We start from the raw sequence: 19,778 nt of genomic DNA on the forward strand, positions 1-19,778 counted from the left end.
GCTAAAGCTCCTATGTTTGACACGCCAACCGCTATCGGCGGTTTGGCTAGTTCACTTACTAACTTCGCAGAAGCTGTATTATCGACACCTTCTGCTGCGTGTCGTAACTTTCAATAAACTTGGAGCTGAAGCTCCTATGTTTGACACGCCAACCGCTATCGGCGGTTTGGCTAGTTCACTTACTAACTTCGCAGAAGCTGTATTATCGACACCTTCTGCTGCGTGTCGTAACTTTCAATAAACTTGGAGCTGAAGCTCCTATGTTTGACACGCCAACCGCTATCGGCGGTTTGGCTAGTTCACTTACTAACTTCGCAGAAGCTGTATTATCGACACCTTCTACTGCGTGTCGTAACTTTCAATAAACTTGGAGCTAAAGCTCCTATGTTTGGCACGCCAACCGCTATCGGCGGTTTGGCTAGTTCACTTACTAACTTCGTAGAAGCTGTATTATCGACACCTTCTGCTACGTGTCGTAACTTTCAGTAAACTTGGAGCTAAAGCTCTTTATGTTAGACACGCCAACCGCTATCGGCGGTTTGGCTGGTTCACTTACTAACTTCGCAGAAGCTGTATTATCGACACCTTCTGCTGCGTGTCGTAACTTTGGACAAACTTGAAACTAGAGTTCTTAAATCTTACACGGCAATCGTTAGGGCAACGGCTCGTAATTTCAAGCAGGTTTGGGACTGAACTCATTGGCAAAGCTGAATCTCATATCTGTTTGATACAAAAGCTCTCAATTTTCACACAGAATCTGCTAAAATACAAAGCAAGCTCTTCCCTGTACAGCACTATACATCATTTATAAGGAATAACTAAGATGACTACTTATTACAAAGCAATAAACTGGAATGCTATTGAAGACGTTATTGATAAATCAACTTGGGAAAAACTGACTGAACAATTCTGGCTGGATACGCGGATTCCGCTTTCCAACGACTTGGATGACTGGCGCAAGCTTTCGGCTCAGGAAAAAGATTTGGTCGGCAAAGTTTTTGGCGGCCTGACCTTGCTTGACACCCTGCAGTCTGAATCAGGTGTTGAGGCTCTGCGCCACGACGTGCGTACCGCTCATGAAGAGGCTGTTTTTAATAACATTCAATTCATGGAGTCTGTCCACGCCAAATCCTACTCATCCATCTTTTCAACCCTGAACACAAAATCAGAAATTGATGCTATTTTCGAGTGGACCAACAACAACGAATACCTGCAAGGAAAAGCTGAAATCATCAACGAAATCTATCTTAAAGGCAATCCTCTGGAAAAGAAAGTTGCCAGCGTCTTCCTTGAAACCTTCCTTTTTTATTCAGGTTTCTTCACACCGCTCTACTATCTGGGTAACAACAAGTTGGCCAACGTGGCTGAAATCATCAAGCTGATTATCCGTGACGAATCCGTTCACGGCACCTACATCGGCTACAAATTCCAGCTTGGTTTTAACGAACTGTCTGAAGAAGAACAGGATAAATTCCGTGACTGGATGTATGACCTTCTCTACAAACTCTATGAAAATGAAGAAGGCTACACCGAAACGCTTTACGACGGTGTCGGCTGGACTGAGGAAGTGAAAACTTTCCTGCGCTACAATGCTAACAAGGCTCTGATGAATCTGGGGCAGGATCCGCTGTTCCCTGATACAGCTGATGATGTTAATCCGATCGTCATGAACGGTATTTCAACCGGAACCTCCAACCATGACTTCTTCAGTCAGGTCGGAAACGGCTATCTTCTCGGTACTGTTGAGTCCATGCAGGACGATGATTACAGCTACGGTTTGTAAAAAGCCACAGGAGAAATAAGTTTAGCTGTAAGATCTGAGGCACCTCTATTAAGCCCAGCTTAGCTGCTGTTCAAACATAGGAAAAGCCAGAATCACTGTTCTGGCTTTCAGATTGTAGACAAACTTCCAAAACTAAATTCTCTCTAAAATTTTATCATAGAATAGTATCACTTTTCATTTTTTATAAGATGATATAGAAAATGAAAGAATCCTAACCCTGATACCTTCCGATGTAGCAAAAGAGGCAGAAACATTGAATTTCTGCCTCTCGGAGATTTTGAGACCTAGGCTCAAAATCTAGATATGGAATTCCGAAGGAAGTCGCTGTGACGATTGCCGTTAGAAATCGATACTATTTCTAACGGCAATCTAATGCAAAACCTAGTCAAGAGCTATAGCCTTGGCGTTTGGTTTTGCCGTCCGTGCTACCTAAGGAAGGTATCATAACAAAATATTACTTTTTGAGAAAATAGACTTTTTCTTCAGTCTGAAGCCAGAATCACTGTTCTGGCTTTTTGTTTTTTCTGTTCAGCCAAGAGGCTCGTTTTTGACAGGGCACATTCATTTTTGTTTTTATGTGTTATAATGAAAAAGAATCTTTCAGCGGAGGCACGATATGATTTTATTCTTGATTATGATGGAGCGGGCAGGCCTGATTATTTTGCTGGCCTATGCGTTTGTTCATGTTCCCTTTATCAAGCAAACACTCAACCATCCTGAGGTTAAAAAGCACCAGCTGATTTTACTGCTCTTGTTTAGCTTTTTCGCCATTATTTCAAATTTTACCGGTGTGGAAATCCAGTCTAATTTAGCCATCGTCAACCAAACTCTGGGCAAGATTGCCCAGCACTCTTCTGTTGCCAATACCCGGGTGCTGACAATCGGTGTGGCCGGCTTGATCGGAGGGCCTGTGGTCGGCGTTTTCGTCGGTGCCATCTCGGTTTTATTTCGATACTGGCAGGGCGGACTGGCCCCTTACATTTACATCATTTCGTCACTCTTAATCGGGCTGTGCTCGGGCTTGCTGGGGAAATATTTCCGCAGGCAGCGGCCCATGGTTACAATCAGACAGGCCATGTTTGTCGGCATGTCTATGGAAGTTTTGCAGATGATCTGCATCTTGATTTTCAGCTCCGACTTTCATCAGTCTTGGGAATTGGTCCGCTTCATCGGACTGCCCATGATTTTTGCCAATACGCTGGGAGTTGGTATTTTCATTTCCATCATCACCTCAACTCAGCAGCTGGAAGAACAGGCCAGAGCTGTCCAGACGCATGATGTCTTAAAACTGGCCAATGAAACCCTGCCATATTTGCGGCAGGGGCTCAGTTTTCAGTCCTGTCAGCCGGTTGCTGAAATTATCCATCAGTACATGCGGGTTGCGGCTGTCAGTCTGACTAACAGAGACACTATTTTGGCCTATGTCGGAGCAGGCGCCGATCACCATGTTCCCAATATTAAAATTTTGACAAAACTAGCCAAGCGGGCGATTGAAACCGGCAGCATCTGCATTGCCAAAGACCGCAGCGAAATCGAATGCGACCACGAAGGCTGCACCCTCACCTCAGCTATTGTCATTCCTTTGAAAATTCAAAATGAAACGGTCGGAACGCTAAAGCTCTATTTTTCAGGAAACCACAAAATGAGCTATGTGGAACAGGAAGTCGCTGAGGGGTTGGGCAATATCTTTTCAACACAGCTGGCTCTGGGGCAGGCCGAGGCGGCCGCCCATCTGCTGCAGGATGCAGAAATGAAATCCCTACAGGCTCAGGTCAATCCGCATTTCCTCTTTAATGCCTTAAACACTATTTTGGCCCTCATCCGCATGGACGGTGAAAAAGCCCGTCACCTCCTTAAAGAGCTCAGCAAATTTCTGCGGGGCAACCTGCAGGGAGCCCGCCAAAATGTCATTCCTTTAAGTCAGGAAATCATGCAGGTCAATGCCTACCTTGCCTTGGAGGAAGCCCGATTCCCAGACAAGGTCCACTATCACATAATAGTTGATGAAAATCGAGACGGCAAAGTCTTGATTCCGCCTTTTACCTTGCAAGTATTGGTTGAAAATGCCTACAAGCACGCTTTTAAACAATCTAAGACCGACAATCATCTGCGTGTCTTGATTGAACGCAAGGAACAGATGCTTCACATTACCGTTGAGGACAATGGGCAGGGTATTCCAGCCGACAAGTTAAAAACGCTGGGCAAGGTTCAGCAGGAATCAGCCGAAGGTTCAGGCTCAGCCTTGGAAAACCTCTCCCGCCGTCTGACCCTCATCTACGGACACGAAGCCAGCCTTAGTTTTCAATCATCACCCGACGGAACAAGCGTTTACGTTGCTGTTCCCTTAACAGAAGAGAAAGTCACATAATAATAACCACCCGTTTTGAATAAGAATCATAAGCCCATAAAATAAGCCAGCGTCTTTAGGCGCTGGCTTACACTTTGTTCAAGCCCCATTGCTCTCAACTCGTTACTAGCTTCCCTTGCGAAATTTGATTGGAGATTTCAGCCAAATTCTTTTACAGCTACCTTATCAATTAATAGCAATGTATCGTCGATTACCGCTAAACGCAACATAAGAAATCCAAGTAAGACCATCGGAATTTACGACTTTATCATAATTAACAGTTTGTCCTGCATTATAATAGGCAATTTCTGGACTGGACTGCTTTGGCTCTGCCTTGACAGAAGAACGCTTTGTGAAACGGTAGCTTCCTTGAGACGGGATAGTCGGTTCTACTGCTGCAGATTCTGCTTTATAACCGCCTCCTTCAAAGCCATAATATTCCTCTAAACTCAAACCAGACTGATAAATTTCCTTGGCTTCTTCCCCTATATAACGGATATGCCAAGCTTCAGGCATATAGCCTGTAACGGATTCCTTTCCTGGTTGGTAACGAACAACAAAGCCGTAATTGTGAGCATTATTTTTAAGACAATTGCTTGCTGATTTATCTTCCAAAAGGTTACCCGATTTATCAGTCAAATCAAAGGTTAAGCCTGTTTGATGTTCACTGTAGCCCGGTCTTGCTGAATAGCGATCTGCAGCGGCCTTGCCATCACGGTTAACATAACTTTGATATAAATTTTTTTGATAATCATATGTCCTAAAACCACTATAAGATTTTCCAACATTGTAACCTTGGGCAATCATATCATCTCTGAGACGGATAAAAGCGGCTTTGGCTGTTGGGTTTTCACCAGGGTTATAACTAGCTGATAATGGGTACTTTTTATTAACAATAACAATTTCATCATATTTGCCTTTAATGCTGTAATAAGAGCCATTATAGGTTACAGATTTTGATGTTGGAGATTCAACAGTCGTTTTAGTAGCCGCAACTCCTGCCATAGTCCCATCTTTTTGAACATAATAAAGATGGATATTGTACTCACCTCGATTATTTTTATGCTTGCCAATATTAACACTTACCTTGTAGGTATTATTAGACTGATGGGAAGCATCATACCAAACAATATCATCTTGCCCATTTTGCGTGGTCCAAACAGGAACTTTTACTGCCATCACTCCCTTGGTTGATGACACATTACTCACCACAACATTGAATCCTTGGGATGATCGGTTCTCAATAGTTAATTTACCAGTAACTTTATCTGCTGTTGTTTTCGTCGGCGAAATAGGATCCAGTTGAACATAGCGGCGAATACCACTATACGAGATATAGCTCAACCATTGGTATTTTTCTGCCTCTAACACCTTATCATAATTAATTTTTTCACCTTTTTCAAAAGTAAATTCAGTTCTAGCAGATAGTTTAGCCTGATTTTTGACATTAACTTGGTGTGTAAAAGTGTAAGAACCTTGAGAAGGAATAGCCATTGCACTTGGAGCTGCTATCTTCGTCTGAGCTGCAGCCACTCCTTGCACCCTGCCGCTCGGTTCAAGATAATAAAGATGAATGTGGTAAATTCCGCGTTCATTCTTATGGTTCCTGATATTAACAGCTAGTTTATAATTTCCATTGGCCTGTTTAACGCTATTATACCAGACAATATCATCTTGTCCGCTTTTATCAGTCCATACAGGAACCTTTACAGCCGTTATACCATTGCTGTCGGAAACATCAGTGATGAGAACATCAAATCCCTGACTTGTCTTGTTTTGAATATTAATTTTTCCTGAAACTTTAGAAGCTGTCGGCTTTTGCGGCTGAGCTTGTTCCAACTTATTAATAGCAGCATAACGCCGAGTTCCACTGTAAGAAACATAGCTCAGCCATTGATAACCATCGTTTTCTAAAAGTCTGTCATAATTAACCTGATCTCCTTTGTTAAAGTAGAATTGGGTTGGAGCGGCTGTTCTTGCCTCATTTTTAACATTGGTTCGCTCTGAAAAGGTGTAACGTCCTTGAGCCGGAATTTTTTTCACTGGTGATGGCTGAGGTTTCGCTGGTGTACTGGGAGCTTTTTGAGTCAGCTGATTAATCGCAGCATAACGCCGAGTTCCACTGTAAGAAACATAGCTCAGCCATTGATAACCATCTTGATTTAAAACGCGATCATAAAAAATCTTGTCACCTGCATTGGCATAAAATTGAATTGGTGCTGAAACCTTAGCTTCATTTTTGACTGGTGTGCGTTTCGTATAAACATAGTTTCCCTGACTAGGAAGCTGTTTTGTAGGAGCAGCTGCAGAAGATTTATTAATATTAACAGCTTTAACAGTTTTTACCGCTTGTTCTTGTCTCTTAATGTCAACTTGAGGAGAGACTACTGCTTGTTTGATTTGCTTAACTGCTTGATTAACTTGATTAGCATTAATTGGATCAGCAGCACGAGCTGTGGACGCTTGATTAGGTACCACTGGCTCTTGAGGCTGTTCATTATTAGCAGTGGCAGCATCTGAAATCTCAGCAGCGTTACTGCTGATATCAGTGTGGCTTGCTTCTGTTACCTGTTCTGATGAGACTGTTGCGGGTGCTGTACTTTGAGAGGTGGCCGCTGCAGCGGTGTGGTCTTCCACAGTTTCAACTGTTGGTGAATTGACAGCTGTTTCTGTCTGCTCATCCGCAAAAGTCACACCACTAAGAAAAAGAAGAGAACCAATCAAAACGGAGGCAACTCCGATAGCATATTTCCGAATAGAAAACCGCAGTCTTTTAACAGCAAACATTTCTTTTTTCATTATTAATCACCCACTTTCTTTGTTACCATCTTTTAAGCATAAACAATTAGTTCATCTGGTATTAAAAATGAAAATATTTCTCCAAAACTCATTGTTACAATAATTTCTTTTTTGTTACGTTTTATTTACTAATATTGTACCACTTAATGACAGCGTTTTCAACAATCATCCTAAAGGTTATCCATTATACTTTAAGATCTTTTTTATGGACATTTCAGAACTCTGCTTCTCTGCCTTTATCTATGTTATAATAAAACAGTTATCTATAAGATTATATTATGTCTTATTCAAAAAGAAAGGACCTAACTCATGAAAGTATTGGTTGTTGACGATGAGCCTTTGGCGCGCAACGAGCTCATCTATCTGCTCCATAAATACGATGAACACCTATCCATCAAGGAAGCTGACGATATTCCTTCTGCTTTGGCTTTGCTGCTGCAAGAGCACTACGATGTTGCCTTTTTGGACATTCAGCTCAGGGAAGCTTCGGGTATGAGTTTGGCTGAGAGTATCAATAAAATGCCGGATCCGCCGATTATTATTTTTGCGACAGCTTATGATCAGTACGCCATTACGGCTTTTGAAAATAATGCCCGCGACTATCTGCTAAAACCCTATGAACCTGAACGCTTGAAAGCGGCTATGGACAAGGTCAGACAGAGCCTTAGGACAAGGACTGACGCAGCAAGTGAACACGCGCAGCCGCAAGCCTATCCTATCAGCGAAGAAGACCGCATTTATATGGTTCAAGCCAGCGATATTATCATGATCGAAGCCTTGCAGGGCAAGACCATTATCCATACCAGCCAAAAGCAATATGAGTCTCATGATTCTCTGGCCTATTGGCAGGGAAAACTCCCAGGCGAGCAATTTGTCCGTGTTCATCGCTCCTACCTTGTCAATCTGCAAATGATTACGGTCGTTGAGCCTTGGTTCAACCAAACCCTGCGGCTCACCTTAGCTGACCGCCTAAAAGTGCCTGTCAGCCGGGCTAATGTTAAATCCTTAAAAGAACGCTTAGGTATCTCCTAAGTGTTCTTTTTTGCAGGAACATGCTGCTTATCTCCCCTATCTAACCATTCATGTCCTAAATCAGGTCATTCATTTTGAAAACGGCTCAGATTCTCTTTTCATTGTTATAATAAAACCATGTAAGCGCTTAAATTTTTAAAAATAAAAATCCTACATCGCTAAAGGAGGATTAGCCATGATAACATTTTTGGGAGGTATAGCACTGCTGATTGTCGGGTATTTTACCTACGGTGCTTATATTGAAAAAAATTTCCAAATCGACACTGACCGAAAGACTCCGGCCGAGGCTTTGAGGGACGGTTATGACTTTGTTCCTATGCCTAAATGGAAAAATGCCATGATTGAACTGCTCAATATTGCAGGAACCGGTCCTATTTTTGGGCCTATTATGGGAGCCTTGTACGGACCTGTCGCTTATCTGTGGATTATCCTAGGCTGTATCTTTGCAGGAGCCGTCCACGATTACATGATCGGCATGATTTCCCTGAGAAACAAAGGAGCTTTCCTGCCCGAACTGGCCAGCCGCTATCTGGGCAAATCCATGAAGCTGGTCATCAATCTCTTTTCCATGCTGCTGCTCATCTTGGTCGCAACGGTATTTGTCATCACACCGGCTAATCTGATTGCCAGCATCCTGCCAAAAGGTCTCATCGGACTGCCATGGATTGTCGGGCTGATTTTTGTCTATTACCTGATTTCAACCGTACTGCCCATTGACCAGGCACTTGGTAAAGTTTATCCAGCCTTTTGTGTGATTTTGATGATCAGTACAGCTGCTATTGCCTTTCGTTTGCTGACCGGCGGATTTGATATGCCTAATCTGACGGCAGCTACTTTCAAAAACATGCACCCGACAGGCTTGGCTATTTTCCCTGCTCTTTTCTTCACCATCTCCTGCGGAGCTATTTCCGGCTTCCACGCAACACAGGCACCGATGGTTTCTCGTACCACTATCAATGAACGCGAAGGTCGCTTTACTTTCTATGGTATGATGCTGGCTGAAGGTGTCATTGCTATGATTTGGGCTGCAGCTTCTATGAGTCTGTTTGATGGTAAAACACTGTCTCAATTAATCGCTGCCGGTACTGCTTCTGCCGTTGTTAACAAAGTCATGATCATGCTTTTAGGCAATATGGTCGGAACTGTTGCTATCATTGGTGTTATTGTCTTACCGATTTCTTCAGGACTGTCTGCTTTCAGAAGCTTACGGACTATCGTTGCCGATTATCTGCACATCAAACAAGACACGCTTCCTAAGATTTTCGCTGTTACCATTCCGCTCTATGTGATTTCTTTCGTCTTAACAAAAGTTGATTTTAACTTGCTCTGGCGCTACTTTAACTGGGCCAACCAAGTTACAGCCGTTATCGGTCTCTTGGTTGCAACGCGCTATCTGGTCTTGAAACGCCGGAACTTCTGGGTTACCTTGATACCGGGCATCTTCATGCTTTATGCTGTGGTGGTCTATATTCTCAGTGAACCCCTTGGTTTTCATATGGGGCTGTCAGGTCTGACCTATCTCTTGGGAGCTTTGATTACAGCCGTTTTGATCGCACTCTTCTGGCATTCCGGACAAAAGCAACTGCACCGCTTAGACCCCGAATCCTTCTTGCTAAATGACCAGCGCCCAATCAGTTATTACACCTCGCTGGATATGTAAGAATCAAACATACAAAAACAGAGTCAGAATCGTTTCTTTTGAATAACGATTTTGACTCTGTTTTTTTTCTTGTAAATAGGTGAGCTAGGCTTTTTCGATCTGATCTGTCAGAGACATCATCTCAAGCAGGCTTTGAGCCGTGTCATAGCCCTTGTTGCCTGCTTTGGTGCCTGAGCGCTCAATCGCCTGTTCAATGTCCTCTGTTGTCAGTACCCCGAAAATTACAGGAATATCGCCTTCTAGATTAAGCTGACCAACACCCTTAGCAACTTCGTTGCAGACCAGATCATAATGACTGGTTCCTCCTCGGATAACGCAGCCCAAGGTCAAAATGCCATCATACTGCTTGTTGTTTAGAAGTTTTTTAGCCAGATAGGGAATTTCAAAAGCTCCAGGAACCCAGTAAACATCAATAGCTGCTTTGGATAGCCCGTGGCGCTCCAAATTGTCCTTGGCTCCCGCCAGCAATTTTGAGGTAATAAATTCATTGAAACGTGCAACAATAATGGCAACTTTCTTTTCCTCGGTAAAATGAAACTGTCCTTCGAATACTGTCATGTTTTTTCTCCTTTCTCAGACTTGAATGTCGTGATGAAATTTTTCTTTTTTAGTTTTCAGATAAGAGAGATTTTCCCTGCGGGCCGGAACCTGCAGAGGAATTCTCTCAGCTACTTCTATACCGGCAGCCTCGAGCTGCTGGACTTTATCGGGATTATTGGTCAGAAGTCTGACTTTGTTTAATCCTAGATAGTCTAAAACGGTCTTGGCAAAATCATAGTGCCGCTCATCAGCTGCAAAGCCAAGTTCCAGATTAGCATCGTAGGTATCAAGGCCTGCATCCTGCAGCTGATAAGCTCTCAGCTTGTTTTTCAGCCCGATGCCGCGGCCTTCCTGCCTCAGATACAAAATCGCACCGCTTCCTTCTTTTTCAATTGCTTTCATGGCTGCTTCTAACTGCTCTCCGCAGTCGCAGCGCACGGAAGAAAAAATATCTCCCGTGGCACATTCTGAATGAATCCGAAACAGCGGAGCAGATTCTTTTGTGAGATCGCCCTTGGTTAACAGCAGATTTTCTTTACCTTCTCCGTCTTCCAGAAGGGTCAGGTCAAAATAACCATAGCGGGTGGGCAGAGAGGTTTTAACCGCCCCTTTAAAACGCAAATAAACTGCCAGCTCTTCAATCGAAATCAAGGGCATCTGCCATTCTTGGGCCAGCTGCTCCAAATCTTTCCGCCTTGCCATGTGACCGTCCTCTTTAAGAATCTCACAGATATAAGCAGCAGGTCTGCTGCCGGCCAGACGGGCCAGATCAAGGGCCCCTTCGGTATGACCGCGCCGTTCCAAAACACCTCCTTTTTTGCCAATCAAAGGAAACATGTGCCCGGGCCGCTTGAAGTCAAGAGCTCTGCTTTCTTCCGAGGAAAGGGCCTGAATGGTTTTTGCCCTGTCAAAGGCGGATATACCTGTTGACGTGGTATGATGGTCGACACTGACCGTAAAAGCCGTTCCGAAGACATCTGTATTGTCGGCAATCATGTCAGACAGATCCAGCTGCTCAGCTATTTCCTTTGAAATGGGAGCACAGATGAGACCGCGTGCTTTTTGCGTCATAAAATTGACCTTGTCTGCACTCACAAGACTGGCCAAACCGACCAGATCGCCCTCAGCTTCCCGATCAGCATCGTCCGTCAGAATAATCAGTTCTCCTTCTTTGAGCCTTTGTATGGCTGCTTCAATTTTTTCAAACATGGCGTCTCCTTTCAGCACTTGCCTGTGCTTTGATGTATTTACCCAAAATATCTGTTTCAATATTAACCCAGTCGCCTGCTTTAAGCTGACCCAAGTTCGTTTTTTCACGGCTGTGCGGAATCAAGGATACTGTAAAACGCTCCTCATCGCAGGACACAACTGTCAGACTGACCCCGTTAATAGCGACTGAGCCTTGCGCAATGATTTCCCCAGCATGCCCCTGAGGGTACGAAAAGGTTAAAATTTCAGCATTTCCCAGACTTTTCTTGTCAAGCAGCTGGCTCTGAGCATCAATATGTCCGGTCACAAAATGTCCCTCAAAGCGCCCGGCAGCTGATAAGGCAGGTTCAATATTAACAGCATTTCCAATATGCTGATAGCGTAGATTGGTCCTCTTAAAAGTCTCCGGCATAATATCAACCACAAACTCACGGCCTCTTTTAGCAACACAGGTCAAGCAGGCACCGTCAACCGCGATACTGTCACCGATAGCGATTTGATCAAGAAAGCCTGCAGACACCTGGCAGGTCAGGCGAACGCCTTGGCTGTTTTTGCTGAGATGGCTTATTTTCCCTTTTTCCTTAATTAATCCTGTAAACATGGATCCTCCTTTCTTTTGGCAGAAATTCGCCAATCCTCACCAACCTGCTCTAAGGATACATCAGGCAGATTAGTCAGGGTTTGTGCTATTCTGGTGCTGCTCATGCTGGCCAAGGCATCTCCTCCTAAAAGAATCGGGGCCAAGTAAAGCAGCCATTCATCCCAAAGATCAGCTGCATAAAAGTCATCGTGAATATGGCTGCCGCCTTCAACATAGAGAGACTGAATACCCTCTTTAGCCAGCTGTTTAACCACTTTATCAACCGTCCAGTCAGGGTCACAAAAAACGCTGACATGAGCAGGCAGATCTTCCACAGGTCTTTGGCTAAAAAGATAGACCGGGGCTTCGCTGTTAGTAAAAAGCTGAAGCTGCCTGTGGCTGAACAGCCGACCTCGCCGATCTAAAACAACACGAACCGGTGGGAAAAGACTGCTCTTTGCTGCCAGAAGGCCGGGGTCATCCAGCAGAGCTGTTTCGCTGCCGATTAAAATAGCCTGATAATCACTGCGTTCCTGATGAACCAGCTCTTTGGCTTTCTTTCCAGTCAAAGCTGTCCGTTTGCCTTTAAAAGCAATCTTGCCATCTAAACTCATGGCGCTTTTTAAAACAATATAGGGCCGCCCATGCCGGTAAAAATAATTATAGTGGGGATTGAGCGCTTCTGCTTCTTTTTCCAGCAGACCAACATCAACCGTCAGTCCCTGACTTTCTAAAAACTGCCGGCCCCTGCCTGCGACTAAAGGATTGGGATCTAGCTGGGCAATAACGACCCGTGTGATTCCTGCCTGAACAATACTTTCTGTGCAGGGGGGCTGCTTGCCCTGATGATGGCAGGGTTCAAGCGTTACATAAAGCGTTGCCCCTTTCAATTCTTCGGCGTTTTGACAGGCCATTATCGCATTTTTTTCTGCATGATAATCGCCATATTTTAAGTGAGCTCCCTTAGCAATGACCTGATTATTTTTAACAATAACCGCTCCAACCAGCGGATTGGTATAGGTCTGGTATTTTCCCTCCATGGCTTTAGCAATAGCTAAAGCCATAAACTGTTCATCCATACTGCCTCCTTTCCAACACAAAAAACCCCGTAAAAATATTACGGGGCAGATAAGGTTTACCATCATAAAAGACCGACAGAAGAATATTCACTCTTAATCTGAACATGTCCTGTCTTTGACAAGAAGTCTGGAACTATGCTGTTTTCAGCAAGGTTAACAGCAGCTTTTTAAAACAGATATTTAGACCAACAACACCTGCATAGCTGAAAAACTTCCTGTATGCAAGAACACTTGACTCTTTAACAGCCAAGGTATCACTTGACAGACTGGCAACATCCCTTTGGGGAAGCCTAGTCTCTTCTTTTATTTTCTTCTCCCATCCAGACTATACTGTCGGTTCCGGATTTTCACCGGATCAACCGCTCTCGCAGTTCACGGACTTCAAGCTCAGCTTGTCACCGTCGGTCGGGAATTTCACCCTGCCCCGAAGAAATAAATCTATTCAATTGCCTAAAGGATAACACGCTGACAGCAATTTGTCAACACTTACCTATGCTCAGGCAAAAACTTCTTTTAGAATAGCCAATCCCTGGTCCAGCTCATCTTTGGTTAGGGTCAAAGGCGGCAACAGCCTGATGACATTGCTGCCTGCAGTAAGCACAATCAATCCCTTGGCACGCGCTGAGGCAAGCAGCAGACTCAAATCTGCGCTTGTTTCAATCCCAATCATACAGCCCAGTCCGCGAATCTGAGTGACCTTGGGATTATCGGCCAGCATACTCTTCAGCTGGTCTTGCAAGTACTCTCCCTTAGCCAGTGCAGTTTCTAAAAATCCCTCTTCTTTTAAGACTGTTAAGCCGGCACTGGCTGCTGCCATGGCTAATTTATTGCCGCCAAAGGTCGATCCGTGACTGCCGTAACCAAAAGCTGCCGACAGCTTAGTTTTCCCCAGCATGGCTCCGACAGGAACTCCGTTTGCTAAGCCTTTAGCCAATGTGAAAATGTCCGGCTCAATGCCGTAATGCTCAAAAGAATACAGCTTGCCCGTCCGGCCCATGCCTGTTTGAACCTCATCAACAACCAGTAAAATATTTTTTTCCTTGCAAAAAGCAGCCAAATCTCTGACAAAATCTGGCTCAGCCGGGTGAATACCGGATTCTCCCTGAACTAATTCCAGCATCACCGCAGCAGTGCGTTCAGAAGCCAAACTTTTGACGCTGGCCAGATCATTATAATCTGCATAAAGAAAATGGGGAACCCCGTCACCAAACCCCTCTTTTATCTTGTCCTGACCGGTTGCAGACATCGAGCCGAAAGTCCGGCCGTGAAAGGAATCTTTAAACGTGATGATTTCCTGCTTGCCGGTCGCCTTGCGGGCAAGCTTGATAGCAGCCTCATTGGCTTCGGCTCCGCTGTTGCAAAAGAAAGCCAAATAATCGCGGTCGCCAATCAGTTTTTCTGCCACCTCTTCCTGCAGAGAGTTCTGGTAAAGATTGGGAGTATGCCAAATGCGGTCAGCCTGTACCTGCAGAGCGGCCTTGACCTGCGGGTGAAACCCCAAATTTGTCACACCGATACCTGATGAAAAATCAAGGTATTTTTTGCCGTCTGCATCAAACAAATAATTTCCTTCTGCTTTGACAAATTCAATAGCCGCTCTTTTATAATTTTGAAATAATTTACTCATCTTTGCCTCTCCTGTTACTGTCGGAAGCTCTGCTGCCTTCCTGTCCTTTTTACCGGTAGTCATTTTTATCCTTTGTGAATCAAGGTTCCGCCTGCCAAACTGTCAGCAATCAACACCTGGGCAACGCCTGCCTCAACGGTCTTTGCAGCACTTTCGATTTTGGGAATCATACCGCCTGTGATGACGCCCTTTGCAATCTTTTCAGGAATCTGCTCAATCGTTAATTCCGGCAGCACACGCCCATTTTCTAAGACCCCTTTAACATCTGTCAGAAGAATCAGCTTTTCAGCAGACAGAGCTGCTGCTGCCGCTGTCGCCAGATAATCCGCATTTATGTTGAGCAGATCACCCTTTTGAGAATAGCCCAAAGAAGCCAAGAGCGGAATCTTTTTATCCTTGAGCAGTTCTAAAAGAGGAGCAGTGTCTATATCAGTTACCTCTCCTACATAACCGTAAGTAACCTTATCTAAAAAATCGGCTCTTACCAGCTGCCTGAGCTGCGATTTCAGCTGCAGATTATCAAGGCCTGCCTGCGTCAGCCGATCACTTAGATCCTTTCCGACAATATCTAACAGTGCATGGCTGACCAAAGTCATATCCTCACGGCTGGTCACCCGCAAGCCCTTAACTTTTTTGATGGGAACCTGCTTTTCCTCCATCAGCCTGTTGATAGCAAAGCCGCCGCCGTGCACAATAACAAGAGCTTTGCCGGCAGCCTGCCAGGCTTTCAGCTGCTCAATAAAGCTCGAATCTAATTGCTGACTGGCGACACCGCCGATTTTGATGACTATGATTTCTGACATGGATTTTCCTTTCAAATACAGTTAAACTCACAAAATTCAAACAAGAATAAGCAGAAAACAGATAAGACTGGGAATTTTTCAGCTCCTTTGCTTCCGGTTATAGCTTTTACTCTCTCATCAAGCTTTTTTTAGTTCAGGTCCTGTAAAGGGCATTGATTTTCACATAATCGTAGGACAGATCACACCCCCAAGCGGTGCCCTTTTTTTCACCGGCATGCAGGTCAATGCTGACCTTGATTTCGTCAGCCTGCATGATATCCTGCATCTCTTCCTCATCAAACTCCACAGGGCTTGAAGCAAGCATGACAGGAATCGTCCCCAGATAAATGTCAATATTGTCCACAGCGATATCTGCTCCGGCGTAACCCACTGCTGCTAAAATCCGCCCCCAGTTGGGGTCTTCACCAAAAACAGCTGTTTTAACCAGACTTGAGCCAACCACACTCTTAGCCATCATGCGGGCGTCCAGCTCATCGGGAGCATTGAGTACTTCAACCTCAATCAGCTTGGTCGCACCTTCACCGTCTTTGGCTATTTTTTTAGCTAACTCCTGCATGACAAAATGAAGCATGGCTGAAAATTTGTCAAATTCCGGGGTGTTTGGCAGAATTTCGTCATTTAAAGTGCAGCCATTAGACATGACAAGAACCATATCATTGGTTGAGGTATCACCGTCAACTGTAATCTGATTGAAGGTTGTTTCAGTATTTTGGCTGAGAGCCAGCTGCAGCGTCTCACTTGAAATAACAGCATCGCAGGTGATAAAGGCCAGCATGGTAGCCATATTGGGGTGAATCATACCAGACCCCTTGGCAACACCTGCCATAGTGACTTCGTCACGGCCAAACTGTTCAGTGACAGTTACTGTTTTTGTCACTGTATCAGTTGTCAGAATCGCCTCAGCAAAGTCATTTGCATTGCCATTGACAACAAGCTTGGACAGCCCATTTTTCAAGGTCTCCATGGGCATAAGATCACCAATGACACCTGTTGAGGCAACACCGACAAGGTCACTATCGATACCCAATTTTTCAGCTGTCCATTGCTGCATGGTCTGAGCATCTTCCAGCCCTTGCACGCCTGTGCAGGAATTAGCAACACCTGAATTCACAAGCAGCGCCTGCATTTTTTGCGCTTTTTTGACCGCATTTCGAGTGACAATCAAAGGCGCTGCAATCACCTTGTTAGTCGTATAAACCCCGGCAACGCTGGCCGGTACTTCTGAGACAATCCAGCCGAAATCTTTTTTGCGCTTTTTAAAACCTGCGTGTAAACCATCTGCCGAAAAGCCCAGCGGACTGGCTATATTTCCATCAATAACTTTCATAACTCAACTACTGGAAACCTAAAAATATCTAAAAGCCCATTAAAATGCTGAACAGCTATCTGAGAACTCTTACCTCTGATCAGCTGTCATACTGCTGTGCTTATATCTTTGAAGTTCCATTCCTTTCTAAACTCATCTCTACAAATAACTGGGAGACGTCAGCAACCCTTCAGTTTCGTCAAATCCCATCATGAGATTGAGATTTTGAAGGGCCTGACCGGCGGCACCCTTGATTAAGTTGTCAATAACAGATACAACCGTTAAGACATTAGTCACTTCGTTATAAGCAAAACCAATATCTGTAAAATTAGAACCGATGACATTGTGAAGCTCCGGCAGACTCTTTTGCATACGGACAAATGCCTTATCAGCATAACAGTCAGCATAAATCTTATCGATTTCAGTCTCCGTCAGAGCCGTCTTTAATTTAACATAGCAAGTTGCTATAATACCGCGGTTGACAGGCAAGAGCGAGGTTGAAAACTGAAGGTGCTGAAAATCGCTATCGAACAGCTGCAGCTCCTGAACAATTTCAGGAATATGCTGGTGGCGGTTGAGTTTATAGGTGACATAATTGTCGTGCACATTGACAAAATGGCTGGATTCTGACAAACCCTTGCCGGCTCCTGTCAGTCCTGACTTAGCATCGATGATAATGCTGTCCAGATCAGCAACTCCAGCCTTGATCAAGGGCAGCAAGGCCAGTTCTGCCGCCGTAGCATAGCAGCCGGGATTGGCAATAAATTTCTTCCCTTTAACATCGGTAAACTCAGCCAGCCCGTAAGTAAATTTATCCAGATCTGTTTGTTTTGCAGCGGGTTTTTGATACCATTTTTCATAAGTCTTGGCAGGCAGACGGTGATCCCCGGAAATATCAATGACAGGAAAATCCGCTGCCAGGAAATCTCCGGCCAGCTCCTTGGCAACACCGCTTGGAGTGGCAAATATAACCGCATCAGCTTCCTCCATAATGGCTTGACTGTCAAAGGCCTGAATGGTTAAATCACAGATACCTCGCAGATAAGGATAAATATCAGACAGTCGTGTTCCAATCTCCTTGGTTGCATACACCGATACAAGTTTTGCTTTCTTGTGATGATTCAAAAGACGCACCAATTCTAATCCGCTATATCCTGTAATACCAACGATTGAAACTTTCATGCTTAATCTCTCCTTTACTGAATATGTTGATTATTTTATCGTATATTTATACATAAGTCAAGAATAAAAATAAATAAAATACAAAAAAATCTGTCCGCAATAGTATGCAGACAGATCAGAAAATCGGCTGTAATAAACTACTATACTTATTTAAAGGCCATAAGCAGGAGATAGATAGCAGATGGAAGATTATTCAATATATGAACCGCCATCGAGTCCTTAACATTGCCGCGGCGCTGATAAGCCAGATAAAGTATGGCACCAAGACAGGCATAAATCAGAAACTCAAAGACCGTTGTTGCGTGAGGAAAAGCAAAGACAGCAGTGGTCACAATACCGGCTAAAACTTTATGATTATGCTTAAACAAGAGATGATTAGGAAAAGCACGGTAGGCCAATTCTTCGATGATCGGACCGATAATCCCCACTAAAATAACATATAAGAGGGTGTATAAAAAGAAACCTCCGGCAAAGAAATTAGCTAAACCTTGCAGGCCGGCATCATTAGCTGTTGTAGTCTGACCGCTCAGCTGCTGGTTCAATAAGGTTCCTCCAATTGCCACAACACGCGCCAGCAAAAAGAATAAAAAGGCAAAACCAAAATCCTTCCAAGTGAATTTTTGCTGGGCAATAGCTGCATCTTCGTGCTTTTTATGCGCCTTCCATAAGAAATAAATAACAGCAGCGATAAATACAATATAAGCAATTCCCAGTCCCCATTTAAGCGGCAGAGACAATGTGAACTGCCTTTGCAGCAGAATCATGGGCGTGATATTGCAAAGCAGGGACAGAAAAATAAGACCGATAACTTTAACGATATTAATAACTAATTTCATAAAAATTCTCCTTTTATTTATAATACCTTTTTGTCATTTTAAACTGCATAGCCATAATGTAAAGATGGATGACAGCTGCTACCATAAGACCGGACAGCTCAACCTTCTGCAGATAAAGAGAGAGCAAAAACAAAGCAAGATAGATTCCCGGCAGGATAGCACCGCTCAGATTCATAACAATTTCAAAAGATATTTTGTAATTGGCTTCCAGCTCTGCTTCATCCATCTGCATAATATTGTTCTTTAATTCTTTAAGCGTCGGAACTAAGGGCATGTTAAGATTGCGGATACGATTGTAAACCTTGAGCACATAACCCTGCAAAGCGCCTGAAGCAATCGCCGCCAGAAAATCCAGAAAAGGAAAAGACATCTCAGCATAGCTGTCCGCAAATATCAGCTTATAGGCTAAAATTAAGCTAAGAACAGCCAAGACACCGCTTACGCCTCCATAAATCACTGCATAAGAATGCCTTTTGTTCATGGTTCGGTAGAGTTCTTCCGACTCATCATCTGTACTGTTTTGGTAATCTTTATAAGCCTGCAGTACTTGAAAAATGTAAAAAACACTGAGAACAAAAGCAATGACAAATAAAATTCGCAGACTGACAAGAAGAAGCTCTGTTAATTCTTTCTGAGACAGGGGCAGTTTTTGGCCGGAAGCATGAAAATAGCCAATTAAAGCTCCTCCCAGACCGCCGATTAAAGCACCGATGAGGAATCTTATTCCAGCTCGTTTAAAAGTTCCCTTTTGTTTCTTAACCATTCTCTTTATCCTCCTCTAAACGAAAGACTTCTTCTACCGGTTCGTGGAAAATCCCGGCAATTTTCATTGCAATCACAACCGAAGGCGTGTACTCATTGCGCTCAATCAGACTGACGGTCTGACGGGAAATACCTGCTAACCTAGCTAATTCTGTTTGATTAATCCCTTCTCTGGCTCGCAGTTCTTTGAGTCTGTTTTTCAATATGAAAGCCATGGTTTCCTCCTTTAGACA

16 protein-coding genes and 1 riboswitch are annotated in these 19,778 nt (G+C 44.1%); of the genes, 4 read left to right on the forward strand and 12 right to left on the reverse strand.

Annotated elements, in window-relative coordinates; translation table 11 throughout:
• Positions 1-823 precede the first annotated feature (823 nt).
• A complete protein-coding gene (gene nrdF, locus AC4HAN_RS04640; protein ID WP_491091428.1) occupies positions 824-1,783 on the forward strand; it encodes a class 1b ribonucleoside-diphosphate reductase subunit beta in 960 nt (319 codons plus the stop codon).
• Positions 1,784-2,399: 616 nt separating this feature from the next.
• A complete protein-coding gene (locus tag AC4HAN_RS04645; protein ID WP_491091429.1) occupies positions 2,400-4,151 on the forward strand; it encodes a LytS/YhcK type 5TM receptor domain-containing protein in 1,752 nt (583 codons plus the stop codon).
• Positions 4,152-4,316: 165 nt separating this feature from the next.
• Here the strand turns inward: AC4HAN_RS04645 and ldcB are convergent, their stop codons facing one another.
• Entirely contained in the window at positions 4,317-6,929 is a 2,613-nt protein-coding gene (gene ldcB / locus AC4HAN_RS04650; RefSeq protein ID WP_491091430.1) for an LD-carboxypeptidase LdcB/DacB, read from the reverse strand.
• Between the two features lie 309 nt (positions 6,930-7,238).
• On the opposite strand from ldcB, the gene AC4HAN_RS04655 reads away from it, so the two are divergent.
• Positions 7,239-7,961 (forward strand): LytR/AlgR family response regulator transcription factor, encoded by a 723-nt coding sequence (locus AC4HAN_RS04655; RefSeq protein WP_491091431.1) that lies wholly within the window; start codon positions 7,239-7,241, stop codon positions 7,959-7,961.
• A gap of 175 nt (positions 7,962-8,136) precedes the next feature.
• Positions 8,137-9,621 (forward strand): carbon starvation CstA family protein, encoded by a 1,485-nt coding sequence (locus tag AC4HAN_RS04660; protein WP_491091432.1) that lies wholly within the window; start codon positions 8,137-8,139, stop codon positions 9,619-9,621.
• Between the two features lie 84 nt (positions 9,622-9,705).
• Here AC4HAN_RS04660 and ribH read toward each other — a convergent pair whose 3' ends face one another.
• From ribH to AC4HAN_RS04715, 11 genes are all read right to left on the reverse strand, one after another.
• Complete coding sequence (gene ribH, locus AC4HAN_RS04665) at positions 9,706-10,179, reverse strand: 6,7-dimethyl-8-ribityllumazine synthase (protein WP_491091433.1); 474 nt, start codon at positions 10,177-10,179, stop codon at positions 9,706-9,708.
• A gap of 15 nt (positions 10,180-10,194) precedes the next feature.
• Positions 10,195-11,370: a GTP cyclohydrolase II gene (gene ribA, locus AC4HAN_RS04670; protein ID WP_491091434.1), complete on the reverse strand. Its 1,176-nt coding sequence runs from the start codon at positions 11,368-11,370 to the stop codon at positions 10,195-10,197.
• The gene (locus tag AC4HAN_RS04675; RefSeq protein ID WP_491091435.1) at positions 11,363-11,971 is read right to left on the reverse strand and encodes a riboflavin synthase; all 609 of its coding nucleotides are present in this window, start codon (positions 11,969-11,971) and stop codon (positions 11,363-11,365) included. Before AC4HAN_RS04675 ends, ribA begins: the two co-directional genes overlap by 8 nt.
• Complete coding sequence (gene ribD, locus AC4HAN_RS04680) at positions 11,956-13,029, reverse strand: bifunctional diaminohydroxyphosphoribosylaminopyrimidine deaminase/5-amino-6-(5-phosphoribosylamino)uracil reductase RibD (protein ID WP_491091436.1); 1,074 nt, start codon at positions 13,027-13,029, stop codon at positions 11,956-11,958. Before ribD ends, AC4HAN_RS04675 begins: the two co-directional genes overlap by 16 nt.
• A gap of 304 nt (positions 13,030-13,333) precedes the next feature.
• A riboswitch (FMN riboswitch) is annotated at positions 13,334-13,465 on the reverse strand.
• 60 nt (positions 13,466-13,525) lie between these two features.
• Positions 13,526-14,656 (reverse strand): acetylornithine transaminase, encoded by a 1,131-nt coding sequence (locus tag AC4HAN_RS04685; RefSeq protein WP_491091437.1) that lies wholly within the window; start codon positions 14,654-14,656, stop codon positions 13,526-13,528.
• 65 nt (positions 14,657-14,721) lie between these two features.
• Positions 14,722-15,459 (reverse strand): acetylglutamate kinase, encoded by a 738-nt coding sequence (gene argB, locus AC4HAN_RS04690; RefSeq protein ID WP_491091438.1) that lies wholly within the window; start codon positions 15,457-15,459, stop codon positions 14,722-14,724.
• Between the two features lie 133 nt (positions 15,460-15,592).
• Complete coding sequence (gene argJ, locus AC4HAN_RS04695; RefSeq protein WP_491091439.1) at positions 15,593-16,786, reverse strand: bifunctional glutamate N-acetyltransferase/amino-acid acetyltransferase ArgJ; 1,194 nt, start codon at positions 16,784-16,786, stop codon at positions 15,593-15,595.
• A 138-nt stretch (positions 16,787-16,924) separates the two neighbouring features.
• Positions 16,925-17,947: an N-acetyl-gamma-glutamyl-phosphate reductase gene (gene argC, locus AC4HAN_RS04700; protein ID WP_491091440.1), complete on the reverse strand. Its 1,023-nt coding sequence runs from the start codon at positions 17,945-17,947 to the stop codon at positions 16,925-16,927.
• A 146-nt stretch (positions 17,948-18,093) separates the two neighbouring features.
• Entirely contained in the window at positions 18,094-18,783 is a 690-nt protein-coding gene (locus AC4HAN_RS04705; protein WP_491091441.1) for a CPBP family intramembrane glutamic endopeptidase, read from the reverse strand.
• Between the two features lie 13 nt (positions 18,784-18,796).
• Complete coding sequence (locus AC4HAN_RS04710) at positions 18,797-19,546, reverse strand: DUF3169 family protein (protein WP_491091442.1); 750 nt, start codon at positions 19,544-19,546, stop codon at positions 18,797-18,799.
• Positions 19,539-19,760 carry a helix-turn-helix transcriptional regulator gene (locus AC4HAN_RS04715; RefSeq protein WP_491091443.1) on the reverse strand — a complete coding sequence of 74 codons (222 nt, stop codon included), beginning with the start codon at positions 19,758-19,760 and terminating at the stop codon, positions 19,539-19,541. Before AC4HAN_RS04715 ends, AC4HAN_RS04710 begins: the two co-directional genes overlap by 8 nt.
• Positions 19,761-19,778 lie beyond the last annotated feature (18 nt).

The organism is Streptococcus sp. ELY_86 (assembly GCF_058314495.1).